At 41.4% G+C, this 13,186-nt stretch carries 10 protein-coding genes; 4 read left to right on the forward strand and 6 right to left on the reverse strand.

Annotated features, from left to right (window positions below; all coding sequences use genetic code 11):
• Nucleotides 1-22 precede the first annotated feature (22 nt).
• Nucleotides 23-2,716 carry a CHAD domain-containing protein gene (locus tag AOB57_RS08610; protein WP_054298956.1) on the reverse strand — a complete coding sequence of 898 codons (2,694 nt, stop codon included), beginning with the start codon at nt 2,714-2,716 and terminating at the stop codon, nt 23-25.
• Between the two features lie 626 nt (nt 2,717-3,342).
• On the opposite strand from AOB57_RS08610, the gene AOB57_RS08615 reads away from it, so the two are divergent.
• The 3 genes from AOB57_RS08615 (at nt 3,343) to AOB57_RS08625 (ending at nt 5,647) form a co-directional block, all read left to right on the forward strand.
• On the forward strand, nt 3,343-3,528 hold the full coding sequence (locus tag AOB57_RS08615; protein ID WP_054298955.1) for a hypothetical protein: 186 nt from the start codon (nt 3,343-3,345) through the stop codon (nt 3,526-3,528).
• Nucleotides 3,525-4,259 carry a class I SAM-dependent methyltransferase gene (locus tag AOB57_RS08620; RefSeq protein WP_054298954.1) on the forward strand — a complete coding sequence of 245 codons (735 nt, stop codon included), beginning with the start codon at nt 3,525-3,527 and terminating at the stop codon, nt 4,257-4,259. The genes AOB57_RS08615 and AOB57_RS08620 overlap by 4 nt, the downstream gene beginning before the upstream one ends.
• 269 nt (nt 4,260-4,528) lie before the next feature.
• Nucleotides 4,529-5,647, forward strand: a complete 1,119-nt coding sequence (locus AOB57_RS08625; RefSeq protein ID WP_054298953.1) for an ORC1-type DNA replication protein — start codon at nt 4,529-4,531, stop codon at nt 5,645-5,647.
• A 200-nt stretch (nt 5,648-5,847) separates the two neighbouring features.
• Here the strand turns inward: AOB57_RS08625 and thsA are convergent, their stop codons facing one another.
• The 5 genes from thsA to AOB57_RS08650 all read right to left on the reverse strand — a co-directional run bounded on the left by thsA (nt 5,848) and on the right by AOB57_RS08650 (nt 12,037).
• Entirely contained in the window at nt 5,848-7,497 is a 1,650-nt protein-coding gene (gene thsA / locus AOB57_RS08630; protein ID WP_054298952.1) for a thermosome subunit alpha, read from the reverse strand.
• 235 nt (nt 7,498-7,732) lie between these two features.
• Nucleotides 7,733-8,419, reverse strand: coding sequence for a DUF169 domain-containing protein (locus AOB57_RS08635; protein WP_226999452.1), 687 nt, complete (start codon nt 8,417-8,419; stop codon nt 7,733-7,735).
• Between the two features lie 95 nt (nt 8,420-8,514).
• Nucleotides 8,515-10,134: an O-phosphoserine--tRNA ligase gene (gene sepS / locus AOB57_RS08640; RefSeq protein WP_054298951.1), complete on the reverse strand. Its 1,620-nt coding sequence runs from the start codon at nt 10,132-10,134 to the stop codon at nt 8,515-8,517.
• Nucleotides 10,135-10,527: 393 nt separating this feature from the next.
• The gene (locus AOB57_RS08645) at nt 10,528-11,151 is read right to left on the reverse strand and encodes a translin family protein (RefSeq protein WP_054298950.1); all 624 of its coding nucleotides are present in this window, start codon (nt 11,149-11,151) and stop codon (nt 10,528-10,530) included.
• A 604-nt stretch (nt 11,152-11,755) separates the two neighbouring features.
• The gene (locus AOB57_RS08650) at nt 11,756-12,037 is read right to left on the reverse strand and encodes a UPF0147 family protein (RefSeq protein WP_226999453.1); all 282 of its coding nucleotides are present in this window, start codon (nt 12,035-12,037) and stop codon (nt 11,756-11,758) included.
• 252 nt (nt 12,038-12,289) lie between these two features.
• Here AOB57_RS08650 and AOB57_RS08655 point away from each other — a divergent pair, with 252 nt between their 5' ends.
• Nucleotides 12,290-12,925 carry an Sjogren's syndrome/scleroderma autoantigen 1 family protein gene (locus AOB57_RS08655; RefSeq protein ID WP_054298948.1) on the forward strand — a complete coding sequence of 212 codons (636 nt, stop codon included), beginning with the start codon at nt 12,290-12,292 and terminating at the stop codon, nt 12,923-12,925.
• Nucleotides 12,926-13,186: the final 261 nt, after the last annotated feature.

Below are 13,186 nucleotides of genomic sequence, written 5' to 3' on the forward strand. Positions count from 1 at the left end.
GAATTAATATACATCTATCGCGTTAATAGAGATTTTTTATTGCACTTTCAATCCGTTCCCTGAAGTTTCCATTTCTTACCCTTTTCCAGGCTTCGGGAAAGGTGTTAAGTAATGTTTGGAGTTCTTCCTCCCTGTACGCTAGATAGGCTTCTATTCCTTCTGCGCCTGCAGGGAACTTCTTTTTTCCTGAATTTTTCTCATTTTCGGCAGAGCCCCATTCCCCGGTTCTCAGGTAAGAACTCAGCAGATCAACTGCAATCACCGCATCGTGAAGATTTCCAAGGTGATCCTGAAAGGTTTTAAGCTCCCTAATCAGGTTTTTTATATCCTCCCCAAGTACACTCTCAAAAAATTCGAGGGTATAACGCATTTCCTTAGCTGCAATCCTGAGCCTGTGCAGGCGTTCAACAGGAAGATAAGGCCCTTCTACCCATTCGGAGTAAGCACTGATATCTGCTAAACGTGCATAAAGGATAGACGGAAGAACATCTTTTACCCTGTGTGGCAAAGCGTCATGTTTTTCGTTAGTTACAGGACGGATCAAGCTTTCTGGAGAGGCAAGTGCATCCGAAAACTCCTTCTTGAAAGTCCGGTATTTTTCGCTTTCAAGATAATCAAGCATATTTTTCCTGGCTTTTTTTCGCTCGTCGGCAAGCACTGCAAAAAGCGGGTCCAGATCATGCTCATGTCTAGGAGGAAGGGTTTTCAGGTATTCTTCGGTTTTTTCGCGGAAAACGTCGAGATCCCTGACTTTTCCAAGTGAACTAAGGGTCCTTCTGAGTCCTTTGAGGTGAGGTTCAAGCTGTCTGGAATCAAGATAAGTCTCAAAAACCTTTGCTGCCGCTCTCATCCTGCGGACTGCGACCCTCATGTTGTGTAGTTTTTCAATATCTTTTCCTTTTACAGTTCCTCCCTCATAGGAGAGCATGCTGGAAAATTGATAAGAAAGTATCCTGCAGGCAAGCCCTGCCATAGAGTCAGCAGGTTTGACAGTTATCTCTGCAGGTGGTCTGCACTTTCTCTTTTCTTGTTTCTTTTCCTTTTCATCTTGTTTTCCTTCTGTTTTTCTCTCTTCTAGCTTTTTCTCTTCTCTGGATTGCTTCTTTTCTGTCTTTTTCTTTTCTCTGGATTGACTTTTCTCTGTTTTTTTCTCCTTTCCAGCTGGTTTCTTTGTTCCTATTTCCTTTGTTTCGGATTTACTTCCGTCCAGGGGTTCTTCTTCCTCAGTAATCTGAGAAAATATAATTTTGCTTCCATAGAGAAATTTCCAGAATTTACTTTTCGCCTCAAACTTTTTTGCAGCTTTTTCAGTTATAGTTCCTGTTATTTCTATTTCCAGAGCGTCTTTAAGCTGCCTTGTCTTTATAGGTCGGGCATCGGAAGCTTCGAGAAGGGTTGCAATTGACATAATGGCTGCAAGCACCAGGGCTTTACTTTGGAAATCGGGGGGCAGCTTCGTATGGAAACCTTTAAAGACTGAGTTTAGATCTTTTTCGTTTAAACATGAATCCTGAATCTCAGCGATCAGGGCGAGCATTAAATTCTCGTGGAGCCTGAGTCCTTTTATGGAGTGAGTCATGAAGATTTCCCTGTTTATACGGGCGCTCTCTTCGGGAAAGCTTGAGTTACCCGCATCCTTCAGGAGAGCTGCAAGCCCGAGGAGCTTTCTCTCATCCTGTCCAAGTCCGTGGTATAAAAGCAGCTCATCAAAAAGTGTAAGAGCATATTCCCTGGTTTTTTCTGCCCTGATTTTATTTATCCCATAATACTCAAGCAGGCTTTCAGTGTCCCATTGCTTAAACTCTATTGCTTTCTTTTCATCTCTCAAAACAAAGTTTTCTCCGGATTGGAGATGGAACTCACGGTCTTTTTCTTTATATGTGGCAAAAGGAAAAATAGAAAGCCTCTTTTCTTTAAATTTTGAGTGCAGGGCTTTGATTTCACCTTGAGAGACATTTAGAAGCCTGCTGAGCTCTTCGCAGTTCTGTCCCCTGTCGAGCCCTGTTAAAATTTGAGCCTGCTTTCCATATACGTTTTTCTGGCCTGCAAGCTGTGAGCAAAAAGCCTTTTCTCTCAAACTAAGCAAGGTTTTCTCAGGAAGATTTTCCATGAAAAGAAAGGCTCTCTCGAACTTGGAAAAAGGGCTTTCTGTCAGGTTATAGTGCTTGAGCAGGAAATTCCGTATACTCTCAAGATCTTCAGAGTTTCCTTCGCTTTTAAGTTCAACTTCAAATTCATTATAGTGTTTTTCTCTGCCTCCACTTCTCAGGTTTACCCTGTCCAGGTAAGCTTCTGCTACAAACCTATTCCCTATTTTTATCTGGCGTATCATCCTTTTCTGTTTGAGGGACAGAAGTGGAAAAAATTCAAGTCCTGCCGTAAGTTCCAGAACCATATTTCTGATACGGAAATCAGGACATTCGATCACGGATTTCCCCTCAGGTAGGAAACTTACATACTCCTCTCGCCTGTGAGTCCCACTTTCAAAACCTCCCAGGCTTTTAATGGTTACCCAGCTTCCCTCTTCCCCAAACGCTTTTCTTACTCGCAGATAATAACCTGAAGCCATAATAGCCCGATTCTCAGTATCAAAGAAAACATCCTCGTTTAACTGGACTTTCGGCTCAGAAAGGGTGTATGAAGCAAGCTCAGAGAGGTTTTCTAGAGCCTGAAAATCCGCTTCTTCAATTACCAGAAACTTCGACTCTATCTCCATAATTATTCTCTTCCGCCCGAGATGCCGCCCGGGTTAAGATTAAGTTAATACATAGACGTATGTTTAAAACTGCGGTAGGTTGGTTAAGATATTATAGATCTCAGGGCTTCTACATAGCTATTTTAAGTTATTTTTTGATTCTTTGAATTATTTTTTCAGTTATTCCCTGTAATAACTGCTCAAATCCTTATAAACAAATCTAGTGTTATTCTTTCTATCTGTTGGAAGCAATTAATTCACGGCATTTCCTGTTGAACCTTTAGTTGATTCTACGGCTCAATAGCTATAATGAATGAAAATTCAAAAAAGCTAAACGTAGTAAAGCATATCTATTAAAAATTTAAAAAAGGCTATATATTTATCAATCCTTAAGCTTCTAAAGAGTAAATTCGCTCATAATTAACTTATTATCTTGATTAAATAAAGTCAAAATATATTAAGTCAAATTAGAATATTTTAAGCCCTTGCTAGATATTATTACGTTTAAAATTAGTAGGGATTCATCAATCCATAATGGAGAATTATCTTATTAAGATCTATAAAATATCCATGTGAAGCGCAGCCAGTGGAACTTGTTGAGTAGTGGAATTTGTTGAGAGATAACCATTACTGAAGAAAAAGAAATTTTGGATTTGTATGCTGGTGTAATTGATGATAAACCGGATTTAAAAACAGTAGATCTAAATGGAAATGAATATTCGAAAAACTATACGTTCCCAGACTGGGGGTCGATAAAAATAGGTGGGTTGGTAAAAACTGAACTAAATCCACACGGTATCTGGTATGATAGCAAAATGAGGCAGATAATATGATAAGCAAGGAGTGCGCAAAAATATATGCAAATGTATATAGTGCATACATGTATGCAAAATTAAAAACCCTTGGCCCTATAGTGGTCGCGAGTACAAAGCTAGGGATCTCAAATCACGGATTTGATTGCCCTGTGTGCGGGTACAGCGGTCCCTTTTTAAATATCCGAAGGAAAAACGCATCCTGCCCACAATGTGGTTCTGCTGAAAGACATCGCCTTCAATTTCTTGTGGTTCAAAAGTTGCAGAAAAGATATGATTTTTCAAAGATGGCTATGCTGCATGTGGCTCCTGAACAATGTTTCTATAAATTGTTTAAAAAACAGTTTGCAAAATATACAACAATTGATATAGAAAAAAAGGAAAATATAGATTATCAAGCAGATCTTTGCGACCTTCCATTTGAAAACAGTTCTTATGATTGCGTTTTTGCATCTCATGTACTTGAACATATCAAAGAAGATAGAAAAGCCATTTCTGAGATAAGGAGGGTATTGAAGCCTGGTGGTTTTGCTATTCTCCCTGTCCCAGTAACAGTACAAAAAACAATTGAATATCCAGAGCCAAATCCATATGAAGCGTATCATGTAAGGGCGCCAGGGTTTGATTACTTAGATAGATATTTAGAATATTTTTCGCGTTTGAAAACGTGGAGTTCTGAAGACTTCTCAAAGAGATATCAATTATATGCTGGAGAAAAAATTGTTGAGTATACCCCTGTTTGTTTCGTTTAATGTGATTGAGTTTATACGACAAAAGAATGGAGGAGGGTATACTCCCTTCTTAAACGGCCTGTGCAGGCCAGTAATCAGTCGTATCAGATGTTGGAGCGATTCACAAGTTTTTATTTCCTGCCCCTTTGATTCATTAAGCTTTGTTCCAGCTAAAAACACTTTCAAAACCCTGCGCATTTAACGTTACTGAGCTCTATTGCCAAACTTTCAATATAACTAAGCTTTTCAACTATTAATAACAGATTAACTAAACTATGGAGTAACTTCCCTTGACAGGTAATGATATACTACTTTGGGATGAGACCCTATTTAAGGACCCCTCCGTGCTTGAGCCTGATTATCTTCCTGATTATTTTCCTCATAGGGAATCCCAGTTGAATGCGCTCAAATTCGCGCTCAAGCCAGCCCTGCGCGGTATGCGACCTTTGAATTGTTTGCTTGTAGGTCCTCCCGGAACAGGAAAAACCAGTGCGGTTATGAAGATATTCAGGGAAGTTGAAGCCCATGCACCTGGTGTCGTTACCGTTAAAGTTAACTGCCAGATTGATTCCACACGTTTTGCGGTAATATCCAGAATTTACAGGAAGCTTTTTGGAATTTCTCCTCCCAACTCGGGAGTTGCATTCAGAAAGATCTTTGAAACTGTTGTTAATTTCCTTGTTTCTTCAGAAAAAGTTCTGATTGTTGCTCTGGACGACCTCAACTATCTCTGCTACGAAGGGCATGCCAATGAAGTGATGTACTCACTTTTAAGGGCACATGAACAGTACCCTGGAGCAAAGATAGGAGTAATCGGGATTGTAAATGATGCCTCAGATCTTTACTGCCTGGATTCCAGGGTTAATTCGGTTTTCCTGCCTGAAGACATTCCTTTTCCGAGATATGGAAGTGCTGAGATTCTTGACATTCTAAAAGATCGCACAAAGTACGGCTTTTATCCCAAGGTAATTTCTGATGAACTGCTGGAGCTTATCGTCTCGTATGTAGAAAGGACTGGAGACCTCAGGGTTGGAATTGACCTCCTCAAACGTTCTGGTTTTAATGCTGAGCGCAGGGGAAGTCGCACAATCTCTTCTGAAGATGTGGAAAAAGCTTACGAAGCATCCAAGCTGCTTCATCTCTGCAGGAGTATAAGCCTCCTGTCTGATCCCGAAAAGCGCCTGCTCGAATTAATAGCAAGAAAAGGAGAAATCCAGGCGGGTGAGCTTTACAAAGCTTTCCGTGAATTAACGCAGCTAGGATACACACGTTTTTATGGAATTGTCAACAGACTTCAGGTGCTTAATTACATAGATGCGGATTTTACAGGCAAGGGACAGAGAGGCAGGACAAGAATTATAAAAACAAAATTTGAGGCTGAGGATGTTCTTAACTGCCTTGAAAAATAGTAAGTGCAGAATTTGAATAGGAATCTCTGGATCTCAGAAAATTAAAAAGCCTGAAAAAAGGAGAGATTCACACGGATTCTGATGAGAAGCCAGAAAAGAGTTTTCAGACTTTAATTTCTGAGGGTTAAAAGGAGGACACGGCTTGAAAACCGTGCCTTTTCCTGTTTATCCCAAATTGTTTTGTGATTTATTTTTCAGGATTACATCATTGGAGGCATTCCGCCGCCCATTCCACCTTGCATTCCGCCTGGCATACCACCCATTTCTTCTGGGCCTGGGGCTGCACGGGTGGAAGCTATGACATCATCGATCCTGAGGATCATGGTTGCTGCCTCAGTAGCTGCATTGATAACCTGGGTCTTGACTCTGAGAGGTTCAACTACAAAGTCTTTCCACATGTCAACGACTTTTCCTTCAAAAACGTTGAGTCCTGCAGTTTTTACGCCTTTCTCGTGCTGAGAGCGAAGCTCCATAAGCATATCAATGGGGTCAAGTCCTGCATTCTCTGCAAGGGTTCTTGGAATGATTTCAAGAGCTTCGGCATAGGCTTTGACTGCAAGCTGCTCTCTACCTTCGAGGGTAGCTGCATATTCCTGGAGCCTGAGTGCAACCTCAACTTCTGGGGAACCGCCGCCTGCGACGAGCTTTTCGTCCTCGATTGCAACGCCGACAACACGCAGGGCATCCTCAAGAGCGCTGTCAATGCTGTCAACTACATGCTCTGTGCCGCCACGCAGCAGGATGGTTACAGCTTTCGGGTTGTCACAACCTGTGACAAAGGTCATATTGTCGCCGCCAATCTTCCTCTCTTCAACAAGTTCTGCATATCCGAGGTCTTCGGGAGTGATCTCGTCCATGTTGGTAATCAGTTTGCCGCCTGTTGCTCTGGCAAGCTTTTCCATGTCGCTCTTCTTAACTCTGCGTACAGCAAAGATACCTGCTTTTGCAAGGTAGTGCTGGGCAAGCTCTTCAATTCCCTTCTGGCAGAAGACAACATTTGCCCCGCTGTCGATAACCTTCTGGACGATCTTCTTGAGCATCTGCTCTTCCTGATCAAGGAAGGACTGGAGCTGGTCAGGAGAGGTTATGGAGATTTCTGCATCTACTTCGGTGTCCTTGAGTTCGATTGCGGAATTGAGAAGAAGGATTTTTGCATCCTTGATTTTTTCAGGCATGTTGGGGTGAATTCTCTCCTTATCAATAATCATGCCCCGGATAAGCTCGGAATCCTCTACCCTGCCGCCGACCTTCTTCACAACATTGATGTTGTCTTTGTCAACGCTTGCCTTTCCGTTTGTGTCCACAACGCTTGTAACGGCATCTACGGAAATCTCGGAGAGGAGCCTTTTGGAGGATTCTGCACCTTTTCCAGTCATTGCGGTTTCAGCGATGCTGATTAAAAGGTCCCGGTTAGACATCTCTACTGTCATTGCCAGGGAATTCAGGACTTCTACGGCTTTATCTGCTGCAAGCCTGTACCCTGACGCGATGATTGTCGGGTGGATTTCCTGCTCGATTAAATCTTCAGCTTTGGTTAAGAGCTGGCCTGAGACCACAGCTGCACTGGTAGTGCCGTCTCCTACTTCTTCATCCTGGGTCTTGGCTACTTCAACTACCATCTTTGCTGCAGGGTGTTCAATGTCCATCTCTTTGAGGATGGCTGCCCCATCGTTTGTAATAATCACATCACCCATGGAGTCCACGAGCATCTTATCCATGCCTTTAGGTCCAAGGGTTGTTCTAACGGCTTCGGCTACTGCCTTTGCAGCCATAATATTGTTACTCTGGGCATCCCTGCCTCTGGTTCGCTTACTTCCTTCTTTTAAAATGAATATTGGCTGACCTGCCATGATTTAATCCTCCATTAGTGTGAGTTTGGAATAGCTCTGATTAAAATCGCATTTTACATGTTTGTACTTCTATATAAACTCATCCCATTGAAGGCTCTGAATAATATGGATTTTATTTACAGCTCCTCTCAAACAAATGTCAGGATAAAACAATCTCATATTCGGGTTTTTACAGGAAAACCATATGCATCACAAAATCTTGATTTTAAGGGTAATAGAATAATTCCATCGTTCTCTACTTTCTTGTTTCGGGAAGTTTAGAAAGAGCGTCTTCTATTTCGATCGCTTTCTCAAAAGAAAGCCCAAGTGGAACTTCAAAGTCTTCATATCCACTATGCTTTCTTGAGCCCTTGCACCCGAATGATAGGCCCATGCCCTGCCTGTAGGCAAGTACGGTACAGTCCCCGCAAATTGAGGCTGCACCCATCGTATCCAGTACTGCCCTCTTTCCTTCCGAATAGGCACCCGCCTGAACAATGCGCATAGCTTTTTCAGGCTTCAGAAAAAGAATCATCACATCAAAATTACCTTTATTCAGGGACAGGGGTTCTACTTTTATAAAGCAGAACCTTTTTTCCAATCTCGGAAGTGATAAAGCTGCATTTTCCGCAGCCTTCGAGTTCTTATATCTTCCGGAGTTCAGGTAGTAAGCAGCAGGACTCTTCTCTGAGAAACCCAGTACATAATTTCCTGGGGAGCATCTCTGCCCTGAGACAAGGAACTCTTCTCCCATACGGGCTTTCTGCACAAGTTCGCAAAAAAGAAAGCGGGATTTTTCAGGAGAATTTTCATCTCCTACGTCGGACACTCTCTCCAAGGCTTTCCCGTTGACATCTCTTTTAGTTTCATGCCCTATTTCATTCTCTAACTCACTCTCGATTTCATTTCCGACTTCGTGCCCTATTTCAAAAGTTACACACACAGGCTCGCCGGTCTACATCAGCCGGCTGAGCTCAGGATATCTCGAGAAAGGGCTTTTTCTGGTTTGCATGCGCCTGCTCCTGTTTTTTCTGACCTTCAGAGGAATTCCGCTTTTACAGACGTGAAAACCGGGCCCCTCATATCTATTTTTTTCTTTTTGCCCGTGATATAGCGCTGAGCAACAGGATCTATTCTCAGATTGATTTCTGAAGGAACTTTGGCGATTCTTACCCTGACTATGTGCTCGGTCGCTCCCGACATTGCAGCTTCTTCAATCTCCTTGGCAGCCTGGGCTGCAAATGCTTCTATGAAACGGATTCCTGCTCTTGCAGAGTGGTTTTCAAAAGCTTTTTGCCACTTTTTAGTGTTTGGAATTCCTATGAGGTCTCCCTGATAGGCTACAACCTCATTGAAAGCCGCAGGTCCGCAAAGCTTTGTATTTTCTTCAGGCTCGATCACGGAAACTTTTACTTTTCTGCCGCAGACTTCTCCTTCCCAGGCAGGGAATTCACAGGGACTGGGTTCTTCTCCATGCAGCTCGCACTGGGAAACGATTGCAGTTGCAATTGCATTACCTTCTTGAGTTTCAGGCACTTTATCTACGAAAACCTGTTTTGCAAGTTCACCATCTGACATCTCCCATTCTGTATACTGTGGAATCTGAGGATAAGTAAGGGAACGTACATCAGGAGCATCATGCAGAATCATTGCCAGCCTTTCCACTCCAAGCCCGAGATTCATGACAGGATACGGAATATCATATTCTGCAAGAGCTGTTGGGGAATATATTCCGAAAGTTGCAACCTCAATCCAGCCGTCCGAGTATTTTGAATTAGAGCCTACAAGTTTCGGATGGAAGGCAAATACCTCGGTTTGAGTGTCTGGAATATAGTACTTACTGCGCTTTTCATCGGGCCTGAAAAGGAATTTTTCAAATCCAAACTGGGAAAGCAGTCCTTCTGCAACAGCTTTTCCGTGATCAACAGTCACATCCTCATCCATTATTACGCAGGAAGCCGAGTAGTAGGTCATGAGCCTTGAGGCATCCTCCTGCTGTTCTCGCCTGAAGCAGCGATCTATGGAGAAAAAATGGAAAGGAGGCTCCTGCCTCTCGAGGAGGGCGCCAAGGGAAATGAACCAGCCGCTAGTCATGTGGCTGCGGAGTGTCTTTGTGCTTGCTTGCGGCACAAGTTCTTTAAACTCAGGAAAAACCCTGTCAATCATATCGGCAACAAGGGCGTCGGATACTCCAAGCATCGCTGAAATCTCAGGTACAAGATCGTCTCCTTCAATCTTTCCTTTTTTATATGAATGGAGAACCTGCCTGATCTTATTTATCCCTTCATCGCCTATATCTCCGAGAATTTCTTTTATCTGCGCGATGCGCTCATCGGAAATTCCAACATTAGGCCTTGGCAAGCCTGCAAGATAGAAACAGCGATCCAGAACTGCAAGAGCTTCGCTTCCAAACTGTTTGCGTACCTCTTTATCATCTACAATCAGAGGATTCATCATCTCTTCAAAACCCATTCTCAGATAGGCTTCTCTGAGTTTTTGGATTGTATCGTAAACCGGATGTGCTTTTCCATATCTCAGAGTGATTCTGGGGTAACGTTCGTTCAGAGTAGGTGTCCTGACCAGTTTTTTACCTTCGTTCCAGGTAAGGTCGAAGTTCTCCCTTGCATCCTTTTTAATTTTTTCCGGATCAAATTTCATGTATATCCTCTTATAACAGATTATTGGAATTTATATCTTATAACAGACTAATGAAATTTATATCTTAACTGAAATTCTGAATCGATATACTGGAAGTTTAAACAGATCTGCTGAAACTTTAAATCTGTGAAACTGGAGTCTAAACAGGTTTAGAGAAATTCTAAATTAGTCAATTTGGAGAAATCTCGCGCATAAAACTTAAATTAAACAGTTAAACTGCTAAACGGCTGAGTAATTGTTAAAACAATAAATGGTTTAATAGTTATCGGGTAAGCTTTATATTAACGGGTTGCGATTTAATCCTCTATTCTAACTCTCAAAGCTCAAAAAATGCTGGACTATTCAATGTTTTACATTCTTCTATCTAAACTTTTCTAAAGTCTATATATGTCTCTAAAGTCTGGATTCCAGATTCTGCATTGCGCTTTCAAGCCTTTTCTGACCGATTGCATTGACAACATCGCCGCGTGTCTTTTCTAAAAGGGAGCGGGACACATCGGTTTTTCTTCTCAGTCCCCTGGTTATAGCATCAGGATAGTCAAAGTCCATAATCATTGCATGGATGTTTTCCATGATGCCTAAAAACGCTTCGGCTTTCTCAAAGGATTCATCTCTTATAAGATCAAGGACATGTCTCCTGAGCTCACCTACAACGTCCCCAAGACCGTTAAGATAGGCTGCATATTCAACTCTTAAGTCATCAGGAGAGGGAATATTTTTGTCTTCCTTCAACAGGCTGCTGAGGACTGAGACTTCCGTATATTCCTGCTGGGCATGTTCTACAAAGCCTGCATGATAAATGTCGGCATGCCCCTTGAAAAGAACCTCAAGTCTCTCAAGCGCTTTCCCAGCAGTTTTAATACTTTTGTCCGCCTTCTCGAAGTCCTGACTGTGAAGAGCAAATGAGGCTGTCCTGCATTCCCTGACAACTTCGCGGGATATCTTCAATCCTTCTTCCCTTATACTATCTTTAGCCTCAAAATTTTCCCTTATTCGGGCAGAAATCTCTTCAAACATAATTTTAATACCCCCCTTTAATGTTTCTCAGTCTCTTCATAGTTTACTTCTCTACTAAAACTGAGTGCTCTTATATATTCTGTCTGTTTTGTATTTCACTTATTTTGTATAATTCACATATTTTCATGTATTTTATATTTTTTAATCTCTTTTTTGAGATTCCAGAAACTCTCCTCTGAAAATTTTTTCTAATTGTATTATGTCTATGATAATGTATCAACGGTAGATAATTTCACTGTGCTAACCGAATCAGAAATTGTCTATTCTCTTTCGAATATTAAACTCAATCTAGCCATAAAAAGATTTAAAAAATATTTAAAAAGATTTAAAAAAAGGAGGAAAAAAGTTTTTCCTTGTCGATATCCTCTAACCCTCCGGAGTAATTCCAGAATCAGCTCGAAATAGCCAGTAGAACAGTAAGGTTTTTTCCTTTCGGCTCTTTTTTTAGAATTAGCTGGAGTTTGGGATTTTTTAACAGGATCATCTCAAGAGACGCACCTGAGCTTGCTTATTTTCTGGAGCTCATCTGTTCTCAGATCGCGCCCCGAGTGAATTCCGCTTTTATTTTTTAAAGAATCTATCTTTACAGATTATTCATTACAGGTTATTCATCTACAGGAATGGTCTCAAGCTGACTTGAAAGATTCCATATCAAAGTTCTTGTGTGCAGAGGAAGGTTAGGATCATTGCTTATATCTTCGAGAATGGAAATGCTTGATGCTGCTCTAAGAAAGAGAGGTTCGGATTCGTTGTTCAGTATGTCCATAATTTCATTCACGGAACGCCTGATATTTCTTGGAACTGAAGAGTCGCTGTTTATACTTTCTAAGACCTGAAGACATTGTCTGATAACTTCTGCTGAATCATTTGATGACACTCGAATCACCTTCGCAGTCAATTATTATTGTAAAAATTAGAGCTAATAGATTAGTCTAAGACAGGCTTGGTATATAAAATATTATCGGTGATTTTCAAGGTTACCTGCTTTAGAGTCTGCCCTTTGTGGTTCTGAGTTTGTTGCTTTTTTCAGGCTGCGTAGGGTGATATTAACCTCATACCCAGCGAGTTACAGGAAAAATTTTATAAAATAAATGAGAAGCAAATGAATTAGAAGTTGTGAATAAGGAAGGTCAGGTAAATGGATTCCGAAAAAGATAAAAAAGTAAAGCGAATAGCACGTTTCCTTGAAATCGGAGGAACAATGCTTGCTGAGCATTGTAAAGTTTGCGGGGCCCCAAAATTCCGTTATCAAGGTAAAGTAATTTGTCCTGTATGTGATGTCCAGGAAGAGGAAGAAGCTCAAGAACCAGCCTTAGATGCCCAGGTTCCTGAGTCCAGATCGTACACAGAAAAAGGCAGATCTTCTTTTGAGACCAAAAAAAGAACCCAGGCTCACAGGCAAAAACCTCGTTTTGGGCTGAGAACCTCTGAAGCTGCTGTAGAAGAGGAAAAAGCTATTGAGCCGCTAGAAGAGGAGATTTCCAGGGTACCCCAAGATAAAGAAGAAACAGGAAATACAATGCCTGTAACTCCAGTGGCTCCTGCAACAGCTGCAACCAAGGCAGCACCCACAGGAAGAGTGGAAAAACTGGCTGCCTCATCGAAGGTATCCGGAACTTACGGAGACCGGAAAATACTGGAAGACCTTCTCTTTAAAAAGATGATCGATATTGCAGATTCCCTCCAAGATGAAACCGATCCGCACAGTATTGCCGAGGATTTAGGGCTAATTGAAAAAGGACTTGGGCTTATAGAGCGCCTGAGACAGTTATAATAGTAAAAAGAAAGGAAAATACATGAAAGTAAAGTAGAAACAAATAGAAGATATAAAAGTAAAGTAGAAACAAAGAAAATACATGAAAGTAAATTAGAAATAAAGAGAAGACAGGAAAGTAAATTAGGGACAAAGAAAAGACATGAAAGTAAATTAAAAACAAAGAGAAGACAGAAAAGTAAAGTAAAAACAAAGAAAAGACAGGAAAGTAAAGTAAAAACAAAGAAAAGACAGGAAAGTAAAGTAAAAACGAAGAATAGA

It is taken from the genome of Methanosarcina flavescens, assembly GCF_001304615.2.
GTDB classification, from domain to species: Archaea; Halobacteriota; Methanosarcinia; order Methanosarcinales; family Methanosarcinaceae; genus Methanosarcina; species Methanosarcina flavescens.

What these genes read in the sequence shown, in the direction of transcription:
- AOB57_RS08610 (WP_054298956.1), bottom strand. Translation starts at nt 2,716, where the DNA reads ATGGAGATAGAGTCGAAGTTTCTGGTAATTGAAGAAGCGGATTTTCAG.
- AOB57_RS08620 (WP_054298954.1), top strand. Translation starts at nt 3,525, where the DNA reads ATGATAAGCAAGGAGTGCGCAAAAATATATGCAAATGTATATAGTGCA.
- thsA (WP_054298952.1), bottom strand. Translation starts at nt 7,497, where the DNA reads ATGGCAGGTCAGCCAATATTCATTTTAAAAGAAGGAAGTAAGCGAACC.
- sepS (WP_054298951.1), bottom strand. Translation starts at nt 10,134, where the DNA reads ATGAAATTTGATCCGGAAAAAATTAAAAAGGATGCAAGGGAGAACTTC.
- AOB57_RS08645 (WP_054298950.1), bottom strand. Translation starts at nt 11,151, where the DNA reads ATGTTTGAAGAGATTTCTGCCCGAATAAGGGAAAATTTTGAGGCTAAA.
- AOB57_RS08655 (WP_054298948.1), top strand. Translation starts at nt 12,290, where the DNA reads ATGGATTCCGAAAAAGATAAAAAAGTAAAGCGAATAGCACGTTTCCTT.